The organism is Thalassotalea sp. SU-HH00458 (genome assembly GCF_040362795.1).
Lineage (GTDB): Bacteria > Pseudomonadota > Gammaproteobacteria > Enterobacterales > Alteromonadaceae > Thalassotalea_H > Thalassotalea_H castellviae.
The window spans coordinates 530,781-557,463 of the sequence record NZ_BAABWW010000001.1; the positions used below are offsets into that span (position 1 = coordinate 530,781).

Genomic DNA, 26,683 nt, shown 5'->3' on the forward strand with positions numbered 1-26,683 from the left:
TTATTCAAATACTGCTTCAAAATCAGTTAAGTACTTATGCCATGTTTCTTGAGTTTGAATGTCTCCAGCCTTTTCCCAGCCGTAGCCAGAGTAATAAGTAACTTTTCCTTGTGTATTTGTTTTAGTAACAAGTAACGCATGACCTTTATCTTTTTGTCCTTCACTACTTACAATGACCATACTTTTTATATTTTCAGGAGCTATTATTACAGCAGTCCCTAAATATGAGTCATCCAATTTTTCCCAAACACTTAACCAACCAGCTTTATCATTCCAGTCTGAAACCCCCTTTTCATCATGGGTTGTTAAACCAACAGCAATGGGTAAATTAATTGCTACTTCATCATTCACATAAAAGGTGGATTCAGCTTTATATAACCGCTTACCTAATTCGATCGTTACTTTTTTAACTTCTTTGTACTTGTTATTATTAATCGTATTTTCATAGGTTAAAGCAAAAATAGTTTTACCTTTACTTTTCGACAAAATTTTCCATTGGGTAAAGGCTTCTAAAGCATGTCGTTCGTTGTTTATCCATAATGCGGTGCCTCCACAACCTGCCGATGAGCCTACATGATAGTTATCTAAACCTTCACCATTATCCTTATGATAGCTAATCTTTTGTTCGCTATGACGTTTATACCAAAGGTTTATTATTGGATAATCTACCCGCTTTAACCAGCAATCAACACCTGAGTTCTCAGCTCCTGATCTCGCCGCAGGACCATAAGCCCTAAACGCGATCAAATCATTTTCCCATGCGAAGTCATCTTTACGTTCCGGTATAAATCGCGCATAAGTAGATTTAGATTTAGATTTAGATTTAGATTTAGATTTAGATTTATCAAGAGTTGCTGATGATTTATCTTTCAGGGGTTCATTAATGCCATATGACTGTGTTGAGATCAAAGCCGAAGCCAATACAATTGTTTTAATTTGCTTTAACATCTTCTATTTCCTATTAATTCATCAACCCAAAAAGGCGAGGTAAATATTCACTAATTGCGGGAACAAAAGTTACTAGCATTAGTGCAACAAACATTGCAGTGTAAAGTGGCAACATAGGTTTAATAATTTTTTCAATGGAGGTGTTAGCCACCGAACACCCAACAAATAGAACGGCACCTACAGGGGGTGAACATAAACCAATAGATAAATTAAGTACCATCATGATACCGAAATGAATCGGAGACATGCCTAAGCTTTCAGCTATAGGTAAAAATATTGGTGTAAATATTAAGACCGCTGGGGTCATGTCCATGAAGGCACCAACAATAATTAATATCAAATTTATAATTAAAAGAATAATGATAGGGTTTTCACTGATGTGTAATAACGTACTACTAATAATTTCAGGTATATTTTCATATGACAGCATCCATGACATTGCAGATGAAGCAGCAATTAATAAAAGTACAATGGCCGAAATTTCTCCTGCTTTTAAACAAATCTCCATAACTTCACTTCGTTTGACTTGTTTATAAACCACCACAGCTAAAATAAATGAATAAAGAACGGCAACGGCTCCTGCTTCTGTTGCAGTAAATACACCACCAATTATTCCGCCAATCACGATAAAAATAAGCAATAAGCTAGGTAAAGCCGCAATAACTTTTTTAGCAACTATGCTTATTGGTAGTACTGGTTCACGAGCGGAACCATTTTTTATCGCATATAAGAAACATACCAATCCTAACGAAGCTGCGAGTAACAACCCAGGTAAATATCCCGCAATAAATAGTGCAGAAATAGATACACCACCACTGGCTATAGCATAAATAATTAATATATTGCTTGGTGGTATGATCATACCTGTGGTTGCTGAAGCTGCGGTTACTGCCGTTGCAAAGTTTCGGTCATAACCTTTCTTCTCCATTTCAGGGATCATAAAGCTCCCAATAGCACTTGTTGCAGCTACCGCAGATCCCGAAATTCCCCCAAAGAGCGTGCAAGATATGACGTTTACTAGGGCTAAGCCTCCCGGCAACATACCAATTAACGCCATTGCACACTCAATAAGACGTGTCGCAACACCTCCTCGTCCCATTAGCAAACCTGATAATACAAATAGAGGTATTGCTAATAATGCAAAGCTGTCTAAGCCACCAACCATGCGCTGTGAAATCGTTGTTGCCGCTGGAAGTAGATCAATACTAAATAGCATGGCTACTAATGTTGACATACCAATACAAAAACTAATTGGCACGTTAAGAATCAATAATAAAAAAAACATTAACAATAAGATTAAGCCACTAATTTCCATCATTAAACTCTCTTAGTTGTTAATTGAGATAACTGCTGAATAATGTTTTTCATTTTATCAATTGCAGTGAAACAAAAAACTAATCCACTAATAGGAAGAATGGTATATATATAAGCCATTTTCATACCCAAAACAGCTGACGTTTGAACCGGATTTAGAGTGATCGACACTAAATAGCCTCCTCCAAAAACCATGACGATTAAGGAAAAAATAAAGACGATAGAATGGCAAAAAATGTCTAGTCGCAATTTATTCGAAGGCGCTAACTTATTTGCCACTATATCGAGACTTAAATGACTATCTTTCTGATAACAGTAAGTGGCTCCTAAGCATCCCAACCAAATGAGTAAAAAACGCGATACCTCTTCTGAAAAAGCACTTGGCGATTGCAGCACATAACGAGAAAACACTTGCCATAAAACAGTTAAAACAATCGCCAGCATTAAGCCCGCTAATATTCTAGAAACAATTAGTGCTATTAGTTGCATTATCCTATTCATTGCACTTCCTCATTTTCTAAGCGTTTTATGCGAGTTAAGTATTCACCAACAACTGTACCTTTATATTCATCATGTAAACTAGAAACGGCATCCATAAATGGTTTTTTATCAGGGTATACAACATTGACTCCAAATTTTTTAACTTCAGCAAGTGCGTTATTTTCTGCCGCTAACCATAAACCTTTCTGGAACTCAACCGCATCATTCATCGCTAGAGACAACCATTGATTTTCTTCTGCTGATAACTGGCTAACGATATGCTTACTGGCAATAATCACATCTGGAATAGACGTATGTTCATTTAAGGTGTAGTTATTACAAATTTCATAATGGCGTGATGAATAAAAACTTGGAGGATTATTTTCTGCTCCATCGACTACCCCTTGTTGTAAGGCCGCATATAATTCTCCCCAACTTATAGGAGTTGCTGAACCACCAAAAGCATCTACCATATTGACTGCATTTCGGCTATTCATTACACGTATTTTTAATCCTGAAATATCTTCTGGTGAACTAATTGGCTTATCACAGATATAAAAACTGCGGCTTCCTGCATCAAAATAACCGAGCCCCGATATATTGGCTTCATTTAGGGATTGTAAAATATCATGACCAATATCACTTTCTAATACCTGCCAACGGTGATCGCGACTAGAGAAGACATAAGGTAACCCAAATAATCGCATATCATCGACAAATCCTTCTAATGTAGCAGCTGATACTTTTGTAATAGCTAAACTTCCTATTTGCAATAGCTCAACTAATTGTCTTTCTGAGCCTAATTGACCACTAGGATAGATTCTAAGTTTTAACTTCCCCTCTGAATACTGTTCAACTTTTTCTGCTAAGTGAACAAGCCCTTGGTGAACAACATGTTTTGTATCTAGTGTGTGTCCAACTCTAAGTACTTTTACATTACTTTTATAATCACACCCTGCAAGTGCCAAAATAAAAGCCGTCAATATAACTTTATAATTCATGATTATTATTTGGTATTTGTGTGTTACACACTATTAACCACCTCTGCTAGAAATCATATTGAAACTAAGGACAAATATCAGTTAACACCAATACCTATAATTCATAACAATTATCTACATCACCTTAATTCATTAGGAGCATATTTATCCATATCATCGTAATCTAGATTTTCACCCGCCATCCCCCAAATAAAGCTATAGTTCTGAGTGCCGCTACCAGAATGAATAGACCAAGGAGGTGAAATAACTGCTTGTTTATCATGTACCCAAAGATGACGAGTTTCAGTAGGCTCTCCCATAAAATGACATACCGCTTGAGATTCAGGGACTTCAAAATAAAAATAGACTTCATTACGTCTGTCATGTTGATGAGCTGGCATAGTATTCCAAACACTTCCTGGTTTAAGGCAAGTGATACCCATTTGTAATTGGCATGTTTTGACAACGGTATTAATCATTGTTTGATTAATATTCCGCTCATTTGACGTTTCTAAACTACCTAAATGCAAGACATTAGCTTCTGATACTGTAATTTTTTTATTCGGATATGTTTTATGAGCTGGTGCTGAATTTAAGTAAAAGTTAGCTGGATTTTCATGCTCTATACTTTCAAAAAATACTTCTTTAACACCTCTCCCTAGATATAAAGTATCTTTATATCCCATTTCATGCATTTCACCGTCAGCACGAACAATACCGTTACCACCAACATTGATAATGCCTATTTCACGATTATATAAAAAGATTTCGGCTTTTAGAGCATCTAACGTTTCTAGTTTTAGAGGTGTGTTAATTGGCACTGCCCCACCAACCATAAAACGTTCATAATGTGTGTAAATCCACACTACTTTTCCTGATTGCATTAGATTGCCTGCTAAAAACTCGTCACGCAGACTTTGAGTATCCATAGCCTTGACTTCTTTAGGACCTACTGCATAACGGTTTTCAAATACTGTATCTGTCATTTTCATTCCCCTTAATTATCGAGCTAACCAACCGCCATCAACAGCCAATGTATGGCCATTAACATAATCACTTGCTTGACTAGCTAAAAATACAGCTGCACCAACTAACTGCTCAGGCTCACCCCATGCCCCTGTAGGTATTCGTTTTTCTATATCTATACTTCTAACAGGATCATCTTGTAATGCTTGAGTGTTATCCGTTCTGAAATAACCCGGAGCAATTGCATTGACTTGAATATTTTGGCTCGCCCATTCATTAGCTAACGCTTTAGTTAAGCCTGTTATTGCGTGCTTACTCGCTGTATAAGCAGGTACGGTAATTCCACCTTGGTATGACAACATTGAAGCAATATTGATGATTTTTCCGCTACCTTGGGAAATCATAGATTTAGCTATTTCTTGACAAAGAATAAAGCTTGCATCTAAGTTAATTGCAAGTACGTTTCGCCATTCATCCATAGGGTAATCAACCGCTGCTGAACGAGCTATAGTGCCACCGGCATTAAGGAGAATATCCACATTACCTGTGTACTTTAGAGCTTCGATTGCTAAATTACGTACCGAATCCTCATTTGATAAATCAGCTGAGATTTCTATGCCAGGGTTTCCAATAAGTTCTAATTCCGACAATGTCTTTTGACAACCACCAACGGAAGAACTTGAGCAAATAACTTTAGCACCAGCCTTCGACAAACCTACAGCCATTGCTTGACCTAACCCCCGACTAGCTCCCGTAACGAGTGCCACTTTTCCTGAAAGTGAAAACATTTTTTCTAGCATTTATTCAAGTACCCAATTCTTTATTTTTTAATATGCTATCAACCACAATTTTCTTTAAAAAGAAAAGTTGTCAATTACTGATTGAAATCAAATGAAAAGTTCATATTTGAACTCCCAAAACATAACTATTCATTTATTAGGGTTAAATAATAAAAATATGTATAACTGTGAAAAATAATAAATATTCTAAAATTGTTGTTAAGACACAACGGCCATAAAAAAGGGCAACATTTCTGTTGCCCTTCTTACATTCAAAGTGAAATCAACTCACTGAAGCTTCTGTTTGGGAAAATATGGTTTTATTTTTGATAATAGGCTGTGCTTTTAGTCCAATAATAAATATATAAACTAATGGAAGTAACATAAACATCATTCCATATTGCAAACTGCTTACCTGAGCGATATTACCGACAATTAATGGGAAGAATGCGCCACCAACAATACCAGTGCACAGAATACCTGAAAACGCACCATGATGATCAGACAATGAGTTTAGTGCTAATGAGAAGATCACCGACCACATTACTGATAAAAAGAAGCCCACCATCGGAAATGCAATTAAACTCACTTCTTTACTGCCAAATAAAGCCGTTAATAAACAGATAACCGCAGCAACCGAAAAGCCCATTAATGCTAACTTACTATCGATTAACTTAAGAGTAGCTAAGCCTAAAATACAACCTAGCGTTAGTGCTCCCCAAAAATTTGAAATGGTATCGGCACCAACAGTTTTAGGATCAACATCATGATAAATGAAGAGAAATTGTGAAATCCAATTTGCAATACCTTGTTCTGCACCAACGTAACACATAATTCCAAAGAAAAAGAATAATACTGTTCGGTTTTTAAATAACTCAATATAGACTTCTAGTCCCTCAACTTTCTCTTCGTCCGACTTTATAACTTTAGGTAATTTTACAGTTGCCACAATCACCACCATTAACATCGAAATTACCGCAAAAACCCAATATAAAGAAACCCACTGTAAATTCGCAGGAACTAAATTTAGTAGCACATCTCTTAATGAGCTTGAAGATTCAGAAGGTACAACTAAATATGAATAAACTTGGGGACTCAAAAAGGAAGCTAAGCCAAAAAATAATTGTGCCAGTACAGAGTTAAATGCAAAATTTTCTTCTCCGCCAGCAGTTCTTAATAAAGGGTTAATAGCAACTTGTAGCATCGCCATCCCAACACCAATGGAAAATAAAGATAACATTGCTACAAGAAATGATGGGTTAATAGCAAAAACAAATGCGCCTATAGCTGACAATAAAAAGGCGGAAATAATAACGGGTTTCTCAGAATATTTTTCTACCAAAATTCCTGACGGAATAGACATTACACCGTATGCAACAAAAAACGCAAAAGGTAAAAAGCCTGCCAACCCAACACTAAGTTCGAAACTATGTATTATGTCTGGTATTAAAGGTCCTAAAATATTCGTTAAAAACGAAATAACAAAAAAGACTACCAAAACCAAAGCAACTACAATTAAATTAGTCATATTCAACCTTTTAATTTTTTTATTTTATCTAATATAACAAATCAATATCATTTAAAAATCCATATATGAACCCTTTCTAAAACAAGTTCAAAGATGTTCTGCACAACTAAATCAGGACACTTTTCTTAAGGAATTTTTTTCATACTCAACTGGTGATAGATCACCATTAGCCGTGTGAAGCCTTTCTAAATTGTAATAGCGCATATATGCCATCACATCATGTCTCATGTTTTCACGAGTTAGCTGCGGTACTTTCAACAACCAATCATGCTTTAAGCTGCCGAAGAACCTTTCAACTACAGCATTATCCCAACAAGCACCAACATCACCCATGCTAGCTCTGATACCATAATTGGTAAGCAGTTTGCGATAATGCCTGCTGGTATACTGTGAGCCTCTGTCTGAGTGGAATATTAAGCCTTTAGGCGGCTGACGTAAGTTATAAGTTTTAATCATCGCCTTGCTCACTAAGTCAGTGGTCATCCTTTTATCAATGTGCCAGCCAACGATACGGCGTGAATATAAGTCCATCACAATCGCCAAGTACATCCAGCCTTCACCTGTTTTTAGATAAGTCACATCGCCCGCCCAAACTTGATTAGCTGCTACAGGGTTAAAATTCTGATTAACCAAATTATCAGCAACTGCATCACTATGTTTGCGCTTAGTCGTTACTTTGTAGGCAATGCGTTGAGTCACATATAAACCAAGCTTAGCCATTAGCTTTTGGACGCTATATTCACTGACATGTAATCCCTCCTTACATAAACGTTTACGCAGCTCTCGATAACCCAAGCTATTTCGACTTTGCTTGAATATCGCTTTAGCTCTTCGGTATAAGTGAAGCTGCTCAGCAGTAATGACTTTCGCTGGTCGATTTAGCCATGCGTAATAAGCTGAGCGACTAACTTTCATTATCTTGCAAAGCTTCACAATAGGAAAATCTGGAGCTAGCTGTTTAATCGTTTGAAACGTTACTTCGTTTCCCTTAGCAGGAGGGAGCTGGCCTTTTTTAATATTTCTTTTTCCATCCTTAGCTCTTTAACTTCCTTACGTAGCTTCAATAATTCAGCTCGTTCATCGGCATTTAAAATTGCTCCAGATTGCTCTGCTTCAAACTTGGTTTTCCAGTTATAAAGTAATTTATCTGTGATACCTAAAGACGCAGCAGCTTTGGGGACTGAATAACCTTGTTCAGTTACCAATGCTACGGCTTCTTGTTTAAATTCTACTGTGTAACTTCTGTTTGTTCGTTTTGTCATTTAACACCTCAATAATTGGATTATATTCCATTATTAAAGTGTCCTGTTTGATTATTGCAGATCAAGATGACTCAAAACTTAACAATTGGCTTCAGCGGAATTTGCTGCTAGGTAATACTCTGTATTTTTAAGCTTCTTTGCGGCATCAGAATCAATAATCCACGTTACTTTGCTATGCATTTGCAAGCTTGATGCTGGGCAAAATGCACTCACAGCACCTTCAATTGAAGAAGCAACCGCTGAAGCTTTTTCTTTACCTGTTGCCAAAATAACTATTTCTTTTGCTTTGAGAATTGTACCGATTCCCATAGTAATAGCTTTATTACATTTTTGCTCCGTGTCCTTAATTAAGCTAGCGTTATCATTAATTGTGGAATTTGCCAAAGTTACAACCCTGGTTTTTGAAGAAAGACTAGAAGAGGGTTCATTAAAGCCGATATGCCCATTACTACCTAACCCTAAAAGTTGCAGATCAATTCCTCCACTATTTATAATTAACTGTTCATAATCAAAGCAAACTTGATCTAAAGAGCCACTTTCACCATTTGGTATATTCGTATTTTCTCTATTAACATCAATATGCCTAAAAAGATTATCTTCCATATAATAATGATAACTGTCTTCAGATTGATGACTTATGCCAATATATTCATCAAGGTTAAAAGTTATAACCTTTGAAAAGCTAATATCTGAACATTTAAATGTATTTATTATTTCCTGATACGTATTCAAGGGAGTTCTTCCTGTTGCTAAACCTAAAACTGATTCTGGAAAATTAATCACCTGATTACATATTTTCTCTGATGCTAACTTAGCTACTTCTGTAGGGCAATCACAAATAATCACTTTCATTTCATTGATTTCCTAACTAATAATTTGAATCTAGTTGGCAAAATGCATAATGAGAGGCTCCCAAAATACCAGCTTTATTTCCAAGAGAAGCTGCTACTACGTTTATATTGTTCTCATCCCTATGTGCTAAAAGTTTTATTAAACGAGAACGGATTTCATCTATATAAAAAGAACCTCCATCAGAAATACCGCCACCAATGACAATAAGTTCAGGATCAAAAATATGAATTAAGTTTGAAATACCTAAACTCATCCAACCTAAGTTCTCGTCAATAATCTCTTTTGCGATCGGATTTCCTGACTTATATTCATCAAACAAAAATTTTCCATTTATTTCTTTGGGAAAACGTGTACATTTAGCATGTAATTGTTTCGAAAATTTACTAACCATAGCTGAAGTTGAAGCAATAGATTCCCATGAAGGGAAAGAGGTGTTCCCATTTACCCCTTGAGTTAAAAACTGGACATTGCCAAATTCACCAGCGGCATAGCTAACACCACGGAAAATTTTCCCATCAAGTAAAATGGCACCACCTATACCTGTACCTATTGTGATGACAATGACATTTTTCTTTGATTTAGCATCACCAAAGGCTACTTCACCTAAAGCACTTAAGTTTGCATCATTATCAATAAATACAGGTAATTTAATTGTTGAAGCTAATTCACTCCCCAAATTAAACCCGTTCCAACCTGCCAAGTTATCAGCCAAGCCTTCTATAACGCCATTTGAACAATTAACTAATCCAGGAGACCCAAATCCAACACCTTTAACAATTAAATTATTTTGTTTTGCATATTCGAGACTCTCTTCCACACAAGAATATATAGAAGATAAAGTGTTTGCTTTTGAAATTAACCCATGTGAGTTTTTTATTTGACTAAAAAGCAATTCACCATTTTTTGTGGCTAAGCCATATTTAATTGCACTACCACCTAAATCAATTCCAAGGGTACAAATTTCTTGTGTCAGTGTATCACTATTAACTGATGCAACTTCATTCATAAACAACTGCCATTTTGTTATTACTCTGAAAAACTATCCTTTTTAATACGTAATAAAGCTTAGCATTTGAATAATTCCCACGGTTTCATATTAGGAACTTTTGTTGGATGAACAGGTAAATGAAGGTATTAATTTTTTGTTAAAGCCTAGAAATGAAAGCTTCAAGATATTTTAGAATTATTATATGTTTTATTGGGATTAGAGGTGTTTTTATTACTTATTAGCAAAATAGAGTTTAGTGGCATGCTCTTTAACAATAATAGCAATTTCAGGAATTTTATTTCGCGTAAAAACAGCTGAAGGAGCCGTTATGCCTATAGCTGCAACTGCATGACCATTATAATCAAATAAAGGAGCAGCAAGACACCTTACATTCATATCATATTCTTGATCATCTACAGAATATCCTCTATGAACTATTTTTTGAATTTCTTCTTTTAATGCATCTATAGTTGTTAACGTTTTAATTGTCTTTTTAACAAAACCGATTTCCTGTTCTACTTCGTCTAGTTTATCTTGAAGTAAATGAGCTAAAAATATTTTGCCACTACTTGAACAATGTAAATTAGCTTTAGTACCTGGCCTAGAAGCTACTCTAAAGGGGTTTAGACTGTCATGCACATCTAAAATTAATGAGTGATAGCCATTTGGAATACATATATGAGCAGTAAAGCCAGTAGCAGCCGAAAGCTCACTTAATATAGGAACCGAGTTTGTTTTTAATTTATTAGTTAAGTTAGCTTTTAATCCGCAATGAATTAACGAACTACCAAGGAAGTACTTATTATCTACTTTCGTTGAAATATCTTCATGACAAAGCGTCTTCATAATACGAAAAGCAGTTGTCTTAGGAATATCTAACTTGTCATGAATATCCGCAGAAGTTATCCCATCCTCTGATTCAGCTAACAAGTTCATTATCTGACAAGCGTTGACTAAATTTGGTATCAAGTAACTAGACATATTTTTTCCACAAATAAAATTAACTTAAGACAAGTAATTAATTACAAAAATGCCAATAATGCAGCACCCAAACTTATAGCATCTTCACCTAACTTTGCCTTCGTAATTTCAAGTTTTGAAGCAATAGCAGGTAGAGCAGTTTCACTTACACTGAGGTTTAATTTCGTTGTATAGTCTTTATCAATATCACTAAGAGGACTTGTAATAACTATTCTTTCAGGTCCTAAGAGATTTTCTATATTAGATAAACCTAAAGTTAAATGTTCAAGATGCCAATTCATTGTATCAATTGCTGCTTCATCACCATTTTTATATGCTTTTTCAAACATTTGCAGATCAACAGAATAGCTAGCCACTTCTAGTTTTTTACTGTAGTGATTTAAGAAGGCAGGAACAGAAACATAGGCTTCTAGGCACCCTTTAGCACCACATCCACAGGGAGCCCCACCTTTATGAATAATCATATGGCCTAATTCACCACTACGATTATGGTGGCTACTATATAACTCACCGTTAATTTTTAAAGCCCCACCAACACCATGATCAATATTCACAAAAATTACATTAGAAATTTCTGCAACATCCCCATATAAGTTTTCACACAACGCAAATGCAGTACAATCATTTTCAACATATATAGGAATTGGAAATTTAGCTTTTAAATACGCTTTGAGATCGACATCAATCAACGCAGGGATCTGCTCTTCAGCGCCGATAACAGTGCCGTTTTCAACCAGTGCTGGCACAGCTACACCAACTCCAATAATTTTATATTCAGGTGTTTCCAAAATGGGAGTCAAAATAGATTGAAGTAATTCTAAAAATTCAGTTGTGGACGTATTGGACAAGTATTTTTCTTCACCAAAATTAACCTTTCTCCCTGTTTCAGACATAATAATATATGAAATCTTATCAGTGCTGATTTTTATTCCGACAGAACAATTCATCAGGGTATTCCTTATTAATGGTAAATTGTATTTAAGATTATTTTTTATTTATACACATACTATGTCAGTGTGATCTTTTATTTATTGACAGTCAAATGCCTCTTCTCTAAAAGTTCAAATATGGAATTTTCTTATAAATACATATTTAAAATCGTATAAAAAGCATTAACAAGAGATTACTTTCTATTAAGAACTAAGCAAATTTTTTGTAGGTGTAAGGTTTCATATTTGAATCAAATAGAGAATAACGTTTGTTTAGTATTCTCTATTTTCTAAATATATAGCAGAATTCAATTAGGGCTTAAGACTTCTCCTCCCGAATAGACTCATTATAATATAAAGGTTGAATAACTTGAAAAAAGTAGCTTTCTTTGGTGAATGCATGATCGAATTAAACCAAGCACCAACACAATTCGATAGTAAACAGAAAATACTCTTATCATTTGCTGGCGATGTTTATAATTCCGCTACATATTTAAAACGATGCTTCAACAATATAGGTGCCTATTTAGTTACTGCACTAGGAAAAGATCAATACAGCTCATCAATGCGAGAGCAATTAAAAAGTGAAAATATTAATTGCGAATTTGTTTTCTCTTCTGATACTAAAATTCCTGGTTTATATTCCATTCATACTGATGAAGATGGAGAAAGAACCTTTCATTATTGGCGAAATGATTCAGCAGCCCGTTATATTATGGACTTTTTAAATACTGATATAATTGAGCAATTGAAAAAATTTGATATGTTTGTATTTTCTGGGATTTCTTTAGCAATTATTCCTCCTGCAAAACTCAACGATTTTTGGGAAATGCTTAATGAATTAAAAAAAGCAGAAGTTAAAATAGTTTTCGATTCAAATTATCGTTCAAAACTATGGAAGTCAAAGAAGGAAGCTATAAGCCAGTATGAATTAGCCTTTCAAACAACTGATATGTTACTACCAAGCATTGAAGATTTTGAATTATTATTCGAAATAGACAAGCCTGAACAAATAATACAACATTTAAAAAATTACAATATTGAAGAAATCGTAATTAAAAATGGGTCTGGTGATATTAATATTTTTTCTAACAAAACACGCCTTGATGTTCCAATATCACAAGTAGAGTATATTGTTGATACCACATCTGCTGGTGATTCATTTAATGGTAGCTATATTGGAAGTAGGTTATCAGAACTATCAACTGACGAGTCTGCAAAATTTGCATCTCAAATAGCAGGATTTGTAATTCAACACCCGGGAGCGATCGTGGATTCAAATAAACTTTATACATTTTTAGAATCATTAAATTAGTAATTCAATGGTTTTTATAACTATTTTTCGAGTTTGGCCTTTGCCACTTCGCGTCAAAGAATTAATCCAGTCCTTTATTTTAGAGAGGACAAAAGTACCCTTATCCTTATATTATATAAATTTACATTTTGAATAAATTTGTCCCTTTTAAAGCTTTATAAATAACAATCCAAGAAAACAGTTTTAAGCCCCCTTTAGCTCCTAATCAACATTCAAAATATCCTTTCATAAAAATAAATTCAACTTTTTATAAAAAAACCAACCTTTAACCATTTGTTTAACAAGGAATATTTAGCAATCTTGCAATAGAGCATTTTTTTACCCTCTAACGCGATATGGAATTTTTAATTAAGTGATACATTAACTCCATAGCAAGCCACAAAGCGGTTTTAGCACTCACTTGTGTTAAAAAGTGGCGTATTACGGAGTAAAAAAATGAACTTAATAATCACTAGAGAGCACATAGCAACACCTAAAAAAGCAAAAGTAGAAATAACCGAATATATTTCTTCATCAATATATACAGCATTAGAAGCAGGTATAAAGAAAAAACACATCACATTAGTAACAAACCAAGCAAATCTTTATAAAGATGCCTGTATAGCCCGATATCATCAAATCAAGCTTCAACTTGGCAATGAAAAACTAAGCCTTGGTAATAATGCACTAGAAAAATCTCTGTCTATTTTAAATTTAGCTACCCATGAAAAAGATATCGAACAAGAAAAAGTAAGAGCATTTAAAGCGTGTATTCATGCCATCACCAAAATGCCAATGGTGGCATTAGAGCAAGTCATTAAAGAGAGGTTGTTTAAGGATAGTGATAAATTTATTGTTGAGCTAAGACAGAAAATAAAAGATAAAAAAGAAGAGGTAATAAAGTCAATTAGCATCAGTCCTAATAATAAAAAAGTGACCTTTGTTAATGTTGATTATCGCGATGATTTAAATGACTTAGTCACAAAATCAGGGATCCACCTATTTATAGGGGATAGAGGCACAGGAAAGTCAGAGTTACTTAAAAGGCTTTTTGAAGAGGCACATATCGATAAGCGTTACCCCATTTATATGTCAGCTTCTCGCACCCTATCCCGCTCTCTTTTAGATAAAGATGATGTTAGACATTACGACTATGCTTATGCTGATTCATTTGCTCGCGGTGCGCTAGGCGTGATGCTAACTTTAATGCTGGATGATAAGTACCAAACGTTAAGACAAAAATCAGAAACGCTCATTATTGATGAATTAGAAGATGTCATAGATTTATCTACTGCAAAAATTGTTGGAGATGGCTCCTTGGCTGACAGAAAGCTATTGCTTAAGCGCATAGAAACGCAAATTTCACAAGCAAAGTCAGTTATCGCAGCAGATGCTTTTACTTGTGAGCACACCATTGATTGGCTTTTTGAGTTAGCACAAAAATCAGGTAAACGTATTTATGTCTACCCGCAAAAAAGCAAGTTCGCGAAGCCCAGCGTCAAAGTCATGCCTTATGGAGCAAACCTTGCTTTGAGCAGAAGGTTATCACTTAACAATACCAAATTTGGCTGCTTCTCTGATGCACAGCACAACGAAAAGAAATCAACCTTTAACGCTGAAATTAGCGCTATTAATGGCGTTGATCAAGATAATGACAAAGAGCAAGCATATGTTTCGAAACATATTCAAGTCGATGCTGCGTTTACTCAATCAAATAGCCACGGTGACACCGCTGAGCTATCTGCTTTAGCTGATAGTCACGATATTGTGTTTTATAACTCTGCGGCTAAAAATGGTGTAAGTATCTTAAATCCACAATATCAACATGTCTCCTTATTAAGTCACGGCACCATTGCACCCAATGATTTAGTGCAAGCAGATAGTCGATTTAGATATCGACAGGAAGTTTGGTTAAGCTTTAACAAGCCTGAGCGCAGACTTACCACCAACCCACTTAGCATTTTAATTAATATGATAAATGAGGATCATGGCGATGAGCTAACAGAAGACATGTTAAACAAACTAGTTAATGACGTGCACTTAAAGCGTATCGCTGCACGAATGGCATTTAAAAACAAAATGCGACAAAACTACGCCTTTACCGTACTTAGTATCTATGAACATTTGGGACACCAAGTGGAGTTTATCTATGATTCAAAATTACAACATGAAGGCCAAAAAAAGATAAAAAATGCATCAAAAGAAGATCAAAAACAGCGTCACTTTAATATTCTGTCAACAGATAAAATAGACGAGACTCAAGCGAAAGATATTCTCACCTTAGGAGAATACTCAAGCGAAGAAAGCAAACATAAATTACAAAACTATTACTTACGAAAATTCTATTGTGTCCCTGAAATTACACAAGAATTACTTGATTTTGACAATGATGGCCAATCACAATTTATTTTAAGTAAACTACTGCTGACTGAAACGCCCGATAAACACCTTAACATTTCACAACGATTTGAGAAAAAGCTACTTACCGCCTTTATTGATGTTGTTAAACTGCACGATAAAGATCATCGCTATTGTAATGCAGACTGCTCAGCGCTTCATCAATTGTTGCATCAGGGAACAATTACCGTTGGTCATCAAACCCGAGCCGCCAAAACAATATTTTTTGAAGTATTCAAAAATGCTAAATTGTCAGAAAAGTATATCACTTCGACCATTCGCAGTGTCTTTAACATAGAATTTAACTTTCCTGTAGAAAAAGCGCCGAAAAAACTGGGTAATAGAGCCTTTAAAGTTAATATGCCTGAAGATATGCACTATTGGTTTAACCACATTAAAAGCTGTCGTTTAGGTGAAAGTCACATTACAGATATAGCAGCATAAACTAGAGGAGTCTTTATGTTGCAGGTGTATACCTGCAACATAAATTACCATGATTACAAGTCATTAAAAGGGTAGTTTGCATAATGCACGCTTTACTTCAAACTCTCGTGCCATTTGCAAAATAGGCTGAGCATGTTGAAACAGCCAACGCTTAGTTTGATTTAAGTATTTTTTATCAATTGGATGTGATTGTGATTTAATTAATGAGGCCATAGACATGATTGAATCAGTATCACCTCCCCCTGCGCAATATAAACATTTACGAATACAGTCATTCCAATTTTTGCTTTCAAGCGCTAAGAAAATGGATACTGGCACTGTAATTTCAGCACTAGAGCTATATGTTAAATCAGTTTTTAATTGCTCATAATCGTAATACATTAAATAACCATACTCTTTTAACAAGTAGTTATATACGGTTTCTTTTTTGTATCCACTTCGCATAGCAAATACTGTATACGCCATCGCTTTTGCGCCATTTATACCTTCTTCTGAGTTATGAGTACAACGTGCTGATTTTGCCGCCAAGTCCAATATTTCAAAAAGCCCTAAATCCAGCATACCAATGATCCCAGCACGAGCTGCCGCACCATTGCCATAACTTTCATGACAGTAATCAACATCACCTTGCTCTAACCAAAACGAAGTACCTGGACCAAATTCGACATTTGAAAAATGTCGGCCCCATTTCAAATAACAGCGGGCAAAATCTACATCATGAATAAGGGCATCCGCTGTAGCTGCGAGCATCACGCTTTCATCAGTGATATGACTTTTTACGCTGGTTAACTTTAACAAGTTATATGTGCGCAGTGTTTTATGTTCATACTCACTGCCGATGTAATCACCTACCACGCCACCAATCATTTAACCCCCTTAAGCAAAACGTAAACATAAAAATTTATAAGCAACAAAAATGGAAAAATAAATAGTGCCGATTTTGCTCGTCAGCACATCCGCTAACAACATGGCAAAGCCATTACTCAAAAAATTAAGTTTATGAAAAATATACCAGTGAATATCCTCACTAAAGCCATCTAAGCCGATGTAAACGAATCCACCTAGAACTACTGCGCACATTAAATCTTCTGCCTGCATAAACCCTCCTTTGCTACCTTGGCAGCAATAGATGTTGAAATTTTTTTAGAATTTAAGAATTAATTAATGAAATGAACCGTAGTAATTTTCATACTCATCTAATGTCAGCTGAGTACCATCTGCTTTTTTCATGTTTTCATCAAAAGCGTACCTAAAAGAGTCTTTCGATGAATTGTTTAACATGTAGCTTGTATCAGCTTTGCGGTAATACCTAATATCTTCAAGCAAGCTAACCATACTTTCTTTCGGGTTGTATTCAGCAAGATATTTATACGCCAAACCATAATGCTCATAAGCTAATCCTGGGCTTGAAAAATAGGCATTTTCATCAACAATAGTTTTAACATGAACAGGTGTTTGACCATTGACACTTGTAGCTGTTTTTTGACCTGATAAATAAACGGCTTGCCCTTCTGAAAACCAACGGTCTAAAAGCCGCTCACTTTCATCAAGAGGATTGGCAATATTCTTTTGAATCATGTGAATAAGTTCATGAAGAACTAGCGCAGAATTAGTAGTACCGCCTGAGGATTTGGGGCCGATATTCATGCCCAATACTGTTGCTTCACCACCGTCCCCCATCCTTTCATCTAGGCAAACAATGATTTTTTTACTAACTATATAGTTTTCATAATTTGCAGGATAAAGCGCAAAAAATCCTGAGACTAATTCATCGTGTTTTTGGTCACTTAAACTATTCCAGTATGCTACATAGTAAGCGTACTTATCTTCATCACTCATTGTTTCCCAACCAACTGGATATACAAAATCAGAATCAACATCACCTGTACTATAATCAACACCATTAAGGCTATACCCAGATAAATAATTGATAATCGTATTTCTCGCTACAGAGCGGTCATATTTTGGACGATAAGCATCTAGATCAGACTTTGTAATGCCCATTTCTGAAAATGCACTACTTAAATTATTATCAACAAGCGTTGCTGCATTTTTGAAATCATCTTCACCATAATTTTGCAAACCAAAAACTAATACATTCTCTGACTCGAAATAATATCCATCAAGAGCACTTACACAGCTAGAAATATAAAATTCGGGGTAATGATAACCACTTGTGCTAGAGTGCTTAAAATCACCACTCACATATGATGAACTGTCAGGGTTTGCTCCTATCTTCCCTGTTTCAACACTAGAATCATCAGCAGAGCTACCGCAAGCAGTTAAAGCGAAAGCAATTACCGCAATAAATAATAACTTCAATTTATTCATCGACTTCTCCTAAATCATTCGTTTTATTAAATTCTTGCTCACGTAAAATAGTAACTTTGTAATCAAAAAAATTAGCTTGGCTACTATCTTGAAAGTAAATCGGCTTAACAGCCTGGCCCGACTTTTTACATACAAAAGTGATTTGCCAAACCAGGGTTATGCCTTTCATTCGGAAATACCCAAAATTCAAATAATCAAAATCGCTTTTGGGCTGCTGAAAGTTGTTTTGAATAAAAGCTTTTAATCGTTCTTCATTAATCTTGTAGTTTTTAAATTCGTCTCTAACTTTGCTATCAACTTCAAAAATTACATTAGAGTAATTAAGCTTAAAGTCTCTCTGATATGATTTGCCCATTAATAAAGAAGAAATAATTAAACGATTAGTCCAAACGGCAAGGTCGCGTTCTTTTTTTAAGTTAGACAATATCTATATCTCCAAAAACTTTTTCAGCTAGACGCTCACCACGTTCTCGTGCTTCTTTCATATCTAACCATTCAAAATATGCATACACGTCTACACGAAAAGCGCCTTGCGCCTGGTGAGATTCGGCCTCAATTTCGCAAATAACAAACCAAAATTCTTCAAGGTCTGTTGTAAAGTAACCTTCGTTTTCGCTTTCAGATTCCGCAGTAGCTAAAGCTGTATAAAAAGCTAGCTCTTCTATAAACCCCATTTGCTGTTTGGCACGCGAAGATATAAATATTTTTAACAGCTCAAATTCTCTTAACTGCTGACGTTTGTTTTCATCAGCTAACATGTGTCGTAGTTTTGTCTTATTCATTTTCAGAACTACCCTTTGTTGTTGAGCGGTAAATTACGCGTATCTACATCATTAATATTTAAAAAACGGTCGCAATCTTTCTCTTGGTGATCGTATGGTGTTCTTCCAAAATAAGATTGTCTATATAGATTTGGCACGGCGCGGTAGCGATAACATCCAATACGAATTGGGCAACTTTCGCCACGGCACATTGCAATATCAGGCATGACTTCTCCCTTCAAAAAATGATTGAATTCAAAAAGGTGCTGTATTAAATATTTCTAAAAGTGTTTAACAGCAGAAATGCTATAGAACTTATAGCCTTTAAACACTTGCATATAGTGCCTCTCGTTAGCTAAACCGATAAGCACTTCGTTTGTTGAGTTTTTAAAAAATATCGTCTTGTCTTTAAAGTAAAAATAGCCGCCTACGTGTCGGCGCGGATGGTCTTTTTCGCGTTCCCAGTTGTAAGATGCAATAGCATCAAGTAACTGACGTAAGCATCTATTATCACAAAGCCAGTTGGCTAGTACGCTGCAAATGGTTACTTTAAAAGTGCCTTGTTGATCTAATGTGATTAGTTCTTGAATGGATTTGTTGAGTTGTTTCTGTTGCTTGGTTTTGTAATTGCGATAACTATTTTCATCTTTATACATTCAACCTCCAGAACAAAACAGGATGCACACTATACATAAAATGTCAAGAATTGTCAATATGATTTTATTTTAGACATTGAAATCAAGCAGGTAATTTTGGATAATTACGAATTTAAGACATAAAAAAAGCCACCTAAGTGACTGATTTAAAAGATGGTGCCCGGAGAGAGACTCGAACTCTCACACCCGAAGGCGGGGGATTTTGACAGAACCTAAAACTTTCATTATAGAATGGACTATATCATCACCTCAATAGAGGGCTGGACGCTGTTTCACTTAGTCGTTACTTCTAAGCTAATTCCTGTTTTCTACGTATCGCTACGCTCAGGTAGTCTCTGAACCTTTCGTCTCTGACGACTTGGCTGCTGATTGGCATGCTACTTTTGTAGTTTAGCTTTCCAGCAATTCATCCAGTTTTTCTATCCACTGATCACTCAATGGTGGGACCCATATTTTTTTTCAGACTCTTGCGAGCTTCAGACGCTATTATCAATCCCCTGCGTCTACCAATTCCGCCATCCGGGCAATACTCTTTTTTTTGCTTTATACAAATCCTTGTATTTTCTTTATATCAATAAAGATATTCAGAATATTAGCAACTGCAAATTATACACAATTATAATATAAACAGCAACTAATAATATTAATACAAAACCTTTTTAAATCAACACCATGTAGAACAGAATCCATTAAACACGTTGATTTTTGAATCCGTCGTGTCTACCAATTCCACCACTCCGGCGACACAGTGACTACAAACATAGCGTTTGAAGAGGTTGGCATTATACGAGATATCTTTGCTTGTGCAATAGTTTTTCTCGGTAGCTTAACTATTTGCTGATAATTTATTCAATTTATTTTCTACTCGGTAGGCTTTTAAGAATAAATCAACCGCGGTATCAACATGTTGATGAATTTCTTCATCAGTAATTTTATTATTTGGGAGCAAGATCACTTTCAAATGTAAACGCCCTTTTACCATTTCAATTAACATTTGAGTGGCATAAGCAGGGTCGTCAATCGCTAGAATTTTCTTCTCGTTGAGCTGCATTAAATATTCGGTTAATGGTTGCATCCCTTTTAACGGCCCTTTTTCATAAATCAAGCTGCCCACTTCAGGGAGTTTTGGCACAACTTGGATCACTAAGCGAAACAATGACACCAAAGTGTCAGACACCATGCCTTTGACAAACCGAAAGCACATTTCTTTTAACGCTTCTTGATAGGCTAATTTGGTTGTTTTGATCGAGGCAATAGTTTGAGTTTGCAATGAAATTTGTTGATGAAGCACCGCCATCAGCAAACCTTGTTTATTGCCAAACTCATTATAAATTGACCGACGTGAGCCACCTGATTCGGTAATGATCATTTCCAACGAGGTTTCATCAAAGCCATGTTTTAAAAACAACTTTTGAGCGGCATCAAGAATTAATTTCCCACGCGGGCTAAGTTGTTGCTTTTCTAGTTTTTCACAACTGAGCATATTTTTATAACACTTTTCTAAGAATGAGTTGACTTCGGTACTACATAGTACCAAAATATACGGTACTAGGTAGTACCAATTTACTTTTTACCATAAAACACCTTAACTAAAGGTGAGTTTTTACCAATGGAATTAATATGCGTTATTTACTAATAATTTTAACTTCTTTCGTGCTAATAAGTTGTAGTGAGCAAGCAGTAACAACTGAAAAAGCTGTGAGGCCAATAGCTTGGATCAAAGTTGAAGAAACAAAATTACAGCAATTAAGAACCCTATCAGGAATTGTAGCCCCTGTAGAAGCAACCAGTTTAAGCTTTGAAGTGATGGGAAAAGTAGAATCTGTTGATGTAAAGCTCGGTGATCAAGTAGTCGAAGGTCAAGTGTTGGCACAGCTTAATCATCGCAGCTTTGAACTCGCGTTAAAATCGGCACAAGCACAACTTGATAAAGCAGAAACTGCCATGATTGAAGCGAAAAATAGCTTTACTCGCTATAGCCAATTAATTAAACAAGGCTTGGTTGCTCAGTCAGGATTCGATAATGCCAAAGCCAATTATGAATCGAGTAAAAGTGCTGTAGGGGTTGCACAAGCACAACTTGATATAGTGAAAAAAAACCTACAAGACAGTACGTTAAAAGCACCATATCAAGGTGTAATCACTAAACGATTAATTGAGCCTTCTCAGCAAATTTCGGCAGGCCAATCAGCGTTTCAAATTGAAGGTAAACACGGTTTAGAAGTAAACGTAATGGTGCCAGAAACTATAATAAGGGAATTACGACAAGACACTATTTTACCCGTCAGGTTTCCAGTATTAACCGAAACAACCATATTAGGTCGTATTTCAGAAATTGGTACTCGCGCAGAAACAGCCAATGCTTTTCCGGTAACCGTCGTGTTACAAGAAGAGAATCCATTATTAAGAGCAGGTATGACCGCGGAAGTCGATTTCACCTTTGAAGGAATAGGCCAAACTGGCTATCAAGGCGTCACCATCAGTGTGCCATTTTCTGCATTAAAAGCTGGCGTCAATCAAAAAAGTTATGTCTTTGTTTATGATCCAGAAAAACAAGTCGTTAACCAACGACAAGTGCAAACCGAGAACATCCTGAATAATATCGCTTTTCTTTCATCTGGGTTGCAAAATGGTGAAATCATTGCCACTGCAGGCGTTGCATTTTTACGCGACGGTCAAAAAGTAACGCTATTCGATAAAAACATTCAACGTTTTAATTAAAGGAAGGCCAATGAACATTACTCAAATAGCCTTTCAATATCGTAAAACGGTATTTTTAATTGTTGCGTTGTTACTCATAAACGGTGTTTTTGCCTATTTCACTTTACCTGCGCAAGAAGACCCTACGATTACTATTCGAGAAGCGGTAATTTCAACGTCTTTTCCGGGGATGGCACCAGAGCGAGTTGAACAACTTATTACTAAAAAGCTCGAAGAAGAAGTACGTAAAATACCGCAAGTAAAAGAAATAAAATCGTTATCTACAACCGGCAGTTCAACTATTCATGTAAAAATTCATGACCGATATTTCAATCTTGATGATATTTGGCAAGATGTTAGAAATAAGGCGCAAGCAGCCCACTCTAACATGCCTTCAGGCACAGGCACCCCTTATGTAAATACTGAATTTGGTGATGTTTCTGTGGTAACGCTTGCGTTAACCGCCGACGGTTTTGATATGAGTGCTATGTACGATATTGCTCAGCATATTCGTGATACACTTTATGCGGTGGAAGGTACGAAAAAAATTGAAATTTTAGGTCATTTAGAAGAACGAATTTTTCTTGAAGCCTCTAATGCCACCTTATCTCAATTGGGCATTTCTCCACGAGCATTAATTAATGAATTGCAAAATCAAAATATTATTCGCTCGGGAGGAGAAATAGATACTGGCGCAAAAAGCTTTATTGTTGAGCCTTCGGGCAACTTTAACAGCGTTTCAGATATTGCCAATACTTATATTAATATTCCAAACACGGAAGATTTTATCGCGTTAAAAGACGTGGTTACCATTAAGCGTGACTACATTGACCCACCAAATAAAATTGCGTATTTCAATGGAAAACCGGCTATTTTCTTTGCCATTTCCATGTTGCCTCAATACAACATTTTAAAATATGCTCCTCGAGTAAAAACAAAATTTGAAGAAATTATCCAGTCATTACCTATAGGTTATCAACTCGATATTGCTACTTATCAGGCGGAGCAAGTCGAAAAAACGGTCCAAGGAGTTTCAATCAATGTTTTACAAACACTAGCCATTGTTTTGGTAGTGGTGGTGTTATTTTTAGGTGTGCGCACCGGTTTGATTGTTGGCGCTATTGTGCCATTTGTTATGTTAGCCACGCTTTCAATTATGCTATTTTTTGATATGAAATTAGAGCGAATGAGCCTAGCTACATTAATTATTTCATTGGGTTTGTTAGTAGATAATGGCATTGTCATCGCAGAAGATTTTAAACGTAGAATAGAAGATGGTATCAGCCGATATGACGCAATGTTACAAGGCTGTAAAGAGCTTGCCATACCGTTATTAAGCTCTTCTATTACAACTATTTTATTCTTTTTGCCACTTATGCTGGCTGAACATGTTGCCGGTGAATTTACTCGCTCAATTTCGCTAGTTATTCTCATTACCTTGATGACCAGCTGGATTCTAGCGCTTTGTGTAACCCCTATTCTTTGTTATTACTTTATTAAACCATCTGGCCAAACGGTAGAGAACAGCTCAACATTAGCAAAAATGTATTCGGGCTATGAAGCGTTTTTGCATTGGATTTTAAAACATAAAATTTTCTTTATAAGTGTCATATTGGTCACGTTTATTGCTTCAATAGGGGCAATGAAATTTGTCGCTAAACAATTTTTCCCTGAGTCTGATCGCACCCAAATTCTCATGTATATCGACTTACCAAACGGGACTTCTTCACGCGAAACTAATCGACAAATGCAGGAGATTTTCAAATGGCTTGATAACAAAGAAAAGTTTGCTTTTATCGAAAACTACTCAGGCTATGTTGGCTTTAATGGCCCACGTTTTGTGTTATCACTTAACCCAGAAGATCCAGCAAAAAATAAAGGATTCATAGTATTAAATGTAATTGAGGGAACAAACGTCGCTGAAAAAGTGATGGCGTTAGATACCCAGCTTGAAGCAACTTTTCCGAATGTTTCCGCCAGAGTGAAGAAAATGTTTTTAGGTCCTTCCGACGCTAAAACCATTAAAATACAAGTGAAAGGCCCCGATAAAAATGTCATTTATCATAAAGCACAACAAATTATGGATTTGCTTCATGAAATCCCTGACACCATTAATATTCGTAATGATTGGGAAAATTTAATTGTTAAAATTGACGTACAAGTGGACCAACACAGAGCCAAAAGAGCGGGCTTAACGTCAACAGAAATTGCTGATGCTTTACAAACCTACTTTTCTGGCGCTCAAATTACAGAATTTAGAGAAGAAGATGAGATCATTCCTATCGTGCTAAGAGCACAAGAAGCAGAACGTCACAACTTAGACCGATTACGTACGCTTAATGTTTATTCTGAAAAAACAGGCAAAGCGGTGCCATTGTTCCAAGTAGCAACGTTTGCGCCTGTAAATCAATTTTCAGTGATTTATCATGAAGATATGTTTAGAACCATTAGTGTAGAAGCCCGCAATAACAATATGGCTGCTGAAGATTTACAATTGATTATTGATGATAAAATTCAAGCTCTAGCAGCTGATTTACCGATTAATCATCACATTACTTATGGTGGTGCAATTAAAGAATCTAAAGCAGCACAAAAAGCATTAAGCGCAAGTATGCCTATGGTGATCGGTTTTATTTTAATCTTGCTGGTGGCGCAATTTAACTCGTTTAGAAAAGCCGCCATTATCACATTAACTATGCCGTTATCTTTTATTGGTGCCGTCATTGGCCTTCTAGTGATGCAAGCGCCTTTTGGTTTTATGGTTACCTTAGGCTTATATAGTTTGGCGGGGATTATTATCAACAACGCGATTGTGCTTATTGACCGCATCAAGATTGAAATTGACAGCGGTAAGACTCAGTACCAAGCATTGGTTGATGCCTGCTTAACACGATTACGCCCAATTGCCATGACAACAATAACCACTGTGATGGGCTTATTACCACTTATTTTAAATAAAGATCCGCTGTTTTACGGGATGGCAAACGCCATTGCTTTTGGCTTAGCTATTGGCACGATATTAACCTTAGCTGTTGTCCCTGTTTTATATGCGTCGTTTTATAAAATAGCAAAGTAAAATCACAAGAATGTTCAATAACAAATTAAAGCGCGGTAACAAGACGTTTATTCGCGCTTCTTTCAATAATTCACTCGTATTTTGAGCGGTATTTATCAGGAAAAACTTACTGAACCAACTGATAAGTCAACTTATAAAGCTAGGTGATTAATATTGCTGTATTATCGAGTTTTAATATCTTTTTTAATATGACCGTTTAGTATCAAAGTAACATTTTTAGTCTACGTATAGCTATGTATTCAATTTATCTAACGAACCAATAATCGATCAAATTATTTCGTTATATTGTTGTGCATTGAGCGAATAGTGAACAATTGCATAGCTAGATCACTCATTAAATATAACTCAATAGTCGATGAATAATACTATGACACTTTTAGCCTTATATTCTTAAGTAAAGTGCTGATGAAAATCCCCAAAACACTTGAAAAATGATGCTTTCCACTGAAACCACTTTTTCTTTTAACCGAGTCTGCTACACTAGCGAAAATTTTTGTTGAGCTTTTTATGTCTATTTTCGATTTTACCAGTTTTCCACGCGCGGGCTTTATTCGCCGTTTTGCATCTTGGGTTTATGACCTACTGCTCGCTATTGCCGTTTATATGGTTGCCGGTGCTATTGGCTTTCTTATTTTTGCGGTTTTTGCTTACTTTGGTTTAGTTGATATGAATGGCCATCAACATTTAATAGACGCGCAACGCTCCTCTTTGCTTTACAGTACCTTGATATATTCTTGGAATATTGGTTGGGTAAGTTATTTCTTTATTTTCTTTTGGGCAAAAAGTGGCCAAACCTTAGGGATGAAAGCCTGGCGTTTAAGAGTACAAAACCAAGATGGCACCTTAATCAGCAAAAGTACGGGACTAAAACGTTTGCTGCCAACTCTTCTTGGCTTAGGTAATTTATGGTTGTTTATCGATTGGAAAAATAAATTGAGTTTGCAGGATAAGTTAACAAATACCGAAGTTGTTTTACTGACACTAGAAGCTAACAGAGGGCGTTTGTAGCCCTCTACT

The 26,683-nt window shown here is 35.8% G+C and carries 25 protein-coding genes; 5 read left to right on the top strand and 20 right to left on the bottom strand.

What is annotated here, in order from left to right:
* The 12 genes from ABXH06_RS02330 to ABXH06_RS02385 form a co-directional block, all read right to left on the bottom strand.
* Entirely contained in the window at positions 1-948 is a 948-nt protein-coding gene (locus ABXH06_RS02330; protein ID WP_353517141.1) for a DUF4861 family protein, read from the bottom strand.
* A 13-nt stretch (positions 949-961) separates the two neighbouring features.
* A complete protein-coding gene (locus ABXH06_RS02335) occupies positions 962-2,263 on the bottom strand; it encodes a TRAP transporter large permease (RefSeq protein ID WP_353517237.1) in 1,302 nt (433 codons plus the stop codon).
* 2 nt (positions 2,264-2,265) lie between these two features.
* Positions 2,266-2,763, bottom strand: coding sequence for a TRAP transporter small permease (locus tag ABXH06_RS02340; protein ID WP_353517142.1), 498 nt, complete (start codon positions 2,761-2,763; stop codon positions 2,266-2,268).
* Positions 2,760-3,743, bottom strand: a complete 984-nt coding sequence (locus ABXH06_RS02345) for a TRAP transporter substrate-binding protein (protein ID WP_353517143.1) — start codon at positions 3,741-3,743, stop codon at positions 2,760-2,762. The genes ABXH06_RS02340 and ABXH06_RS02345 overlap by 4 nt, the downstream gene beginning before the upstream one ends.
* 119 nt (positions 3,744-3,862) lie before the next feature.
* Positions 3,863-4,708, bottom strand: coding sequence for a 5-dehydro-4-deoxy-D-glucuronate isomerase (kduI, locus tag ABXH06_RS02350; protein ID WP_353517144.1), 846 nt, complete (start codon positions 4,706-4,708; stop codon positions 3,863-3,865).
* A gap of 15 nt (positions 4,709-4,723) precedes the next feature.
* A complete protein-coding gene (locus ABXH06_RS02355; protein ID WP_353517145.1) occupies positions 4,724-5,488 on the bottom strand; it encodes an SDR family oxidoreductase in 765 nt (254 codons plus the stop codon).
* Between the two features lie 262 nt (positions 5,489-5,750).
* Positions 5,751-6,995: an MFS transporter gene (locus ABXH06_RS02360; RefSeq protein WP_353517146.1), complete on the bottom strand. Its 1,245-nt coding sequence runs from the start codon at positions 6,993-6,995 to the stop codon at positions 5,751-5,753.
* A gap of 111 nt (positions 6,996-7,106) precedes the next feature.
* Positions 7,107-8,257 (bottom strand): IS3 family transposase gene (locus ABXH06_RS02365; protein WP_353517147.1). Its coding sequence is split into 2 segments (ribosomal slippage): positions 7,107-7,987 and positions 7,987-8,257, totalling 1,152 coding nucleotides; the frame shifts between segments, so codons are not numbered across the junction.
* A gap of 78 nt (positions 8,258-8,335) precedes the next feature.
* Positions 8,336-9,109 (bottom strand): glucosamine-6-phosphate deaminase, encoded by a 774-nt coding sequence (gene nagB, locus ABXH06_RS02370; protein ID WP_353517148.1) that lies wholly within the window; start codon positions 9,107-9,109, stop codon positions 8,336-8,338.
* 16 nt (positions 9,110-9,125) lie between these two features.
* Positions 9,126-10,115, bottom strand: coding sequence for an ROK family protein (locus ABXH06_RS02375; protein WP_353517149.1), 990 nt, complete (start codon positions 10,113-10,115; stop codon positions 9,126-9,128).
* Between the two features lie 213 nt (positions 10,116-10,328).
* A complete protein-coding gene (locus ABXH06_RS02380; protein WP_353517150.1) occupies positions 10,329-11,078 on the bottom strand; it encodes an IclR family transcriptional regulator in 750 nt (249 codons plus the stop codon).
* A 41-nt stretch (positions 11,079-11,119) separates the two neighbouring features.
* Entirely contained in the window at positions 11,120-12,025 is a 906-nt protein-coding gene (locus tag ABXH06_RS02385; RefSeq protein ID WP_353517151.1) for an ROK family protein, read from the bottom strand.
* A 352-nt stretch (positions 12,026-12,377) separates the two neighbouring features.
* Here ABXH06_RS02385 and ABXH06_RS02390 point away from each other — a divergent pair, with 352 nt between their 5' ends.
* Both ABXH06_RS02390 and ABXH06_RS02395 read left to right on the top strand, forming a co-directional pair.
* Positions 12,378-13,322 (top strand): sugar kinase, encoded by a 945-nt coding sequence (locus ABXH06_RS02390; protein ID WP_353517152.1) that lies wholly within the window; start codon positions 12,378-12,380, stop codon positions 13,320-13,322.
* A gap of 435 nt (positions 13,323-13,757) precedes the next feature.
* Complete coding sequence (locus ABXH06_RS02395; RefSeq protein WP_353517153.1) at positions 13,758-16,142, top strand: hypothetical protein; 2,385 nt, start codon at positions 13,758-13,760, stop codon at positions 16,140-16,142.
* 63 nt (positions 16,143-16,205) lie between these two features.
* Here the strand turns inward: ABXH06_RS02395 and ABXH06_RS02400 are convergent, their stop codons facing one another.
* The 8 genes from ABXH06_RS02400 to ABXH06_RS02435 form a co-directional block, all read right to left on the bottom strand.
* The gene (locus tag ABXH06_RS02400) at positions 16,206-17,009 is read right to left on the bottom strand and encodes an ADP-ribosylglycohydrolase family protein (RefSeq protein ID WP_353517154.1); all 804 of its coding nucleotides are present in this window, start codon (positions 17,007-17,009) and stop codon (positions 16,206-16,208) included.
* A gap of 9 nt (positions 17,010-17,018) precedes the next feature.
* Positions 17,019-17,240 (bottom strand): hypothetical protein, encoded by a 222-nt coding sequence (locus ABXH06_RS02405; RefSeq protein ID WP_353517155.1) that lies wholly within the window; start codon positions 17,238-17,240, stop codon positions 17,019-17,021.
* A 63-nt stretch (positions 17,241-17,303) separates the two neighbouring features.
* A complete protein-coding gene (locus tag ABXH06_RS02410; protein WP_353517156.1) occupies positions 17,304-18,473 on the bottom strand; it encodes a hypothetical protein in 1,170 nt (389 codons plus the stop codon).
* Positions 18,466-18,897, bottom strand: coding sequence for a hypothetical protein (locus ABXH06_RS02415; protein ID WP_353517157.1), 432 nt, complete (start codon positions 18,895-18,897; stop codon positions 18,466-18,468). Before ABXH06_RS02415 ends, ABXH06_RS02410 begins: the two co-directional genes overlap by 8 nt.
* Positions 18,890-19,255: a hypothetical protein gene (locus ABXH06_RS02420; RefSeq protein ID WP_353517158.1), complete on the bottom strand. Its 366-nt coding sequence runs from the start codon at positions 19,253-19,255 to the stop codon at positions 18,890-18,892. The genes ABXH06_RS02415 and ABXH06_RS02420 overlap by 8 nt, the downstream gene beginning before the upstream one ends.
* Before the next feature lie 8 nt (positions 19,256-19,263).
* The gene (locus tag ABXH06_RS02425; RefSeq protein ID WP_353517159.1) at positions 19,264-19,461 is read right to left on the bottom strand and encodes a hypothetical protein; all 198 of its coding nucleotides are present in this window, start codon (positions 19,459-19,461) and stop codon (positions 19,264-19,266) included.
* Between the two features lie 54 nt (positions 19,462-19,515).
* The gene (locus ABXH06_RS02430; RefSeq protein ID WP_353517160.1) at positions 19,516-19,890 is read right to left on the bottom strand and encodes a hypothetical protein; all 375 of its coding nucleotides are present in this window, start codon (positions 19,888-19,890) and stop codon (positions 19,516-19,518) included.
* A gap of 826 nt (positions 19,891-20,716) precedes the next feature.
* Positions 20,717-21,373: a TetR/AcrR family transcriptional regulator gene (locus ABXH06_RS02435; protein WP_353517161.1), complete on the bottom strand. Its 657-nt coding sequence runs from the start codon at positions 21,371-21,373 to the stop codon at positions 20,717-20,719.
* 137 nt (positions 21,374-21,510) lie between these two features.
* Between ABXH06_RS02435 and ABXH06_RS02440 the strand changes: the two genes are divergently transcribed.
* From ABXH06_RS02440 to ABXH06_RS02450, 3 genes are all read left to right on the top strand, one after another.
* Positions 21,511-22,611, top strand: a complete 1,101-nt coding sequence (locus ABXH06_RS02440) for an efflux RND transporter periplasmic adaptor subunit (RefSeq protein ID WP_353517162.1) — start codon at positions 21,511-21,513, stop codon at positions 22,609-22,611.
* A 10-nt stretch (positions 22,612-22,621) separates the two neighbouring features.
* Positions 22,622-25,666: an efflux RND transporter permease subunit gene (locus ABXH06_RS02445; protein ID WP_353517163.1), complete on the top strand. Its 3,045-nt coding sequence runs from the start codon at positions 22,622-22,624 to the stop codon at positions 25,664-25,666.
* A gap of 507 nt (positions 25,667-26,173) precedes the next feature.
* On the top strand, positions 26,174-26,674 hold the full coding sequence (locus ABXH06_RS02450; protein WP_353517164.1) for an RDD family protein: 501 nt from the start codon (positions 26,174-26,176) through the stop codon (positions 26,672-26,674).
* The last annotated feature ends 9 nt before the right edge of the window (positions 26,675-26,683 follow it).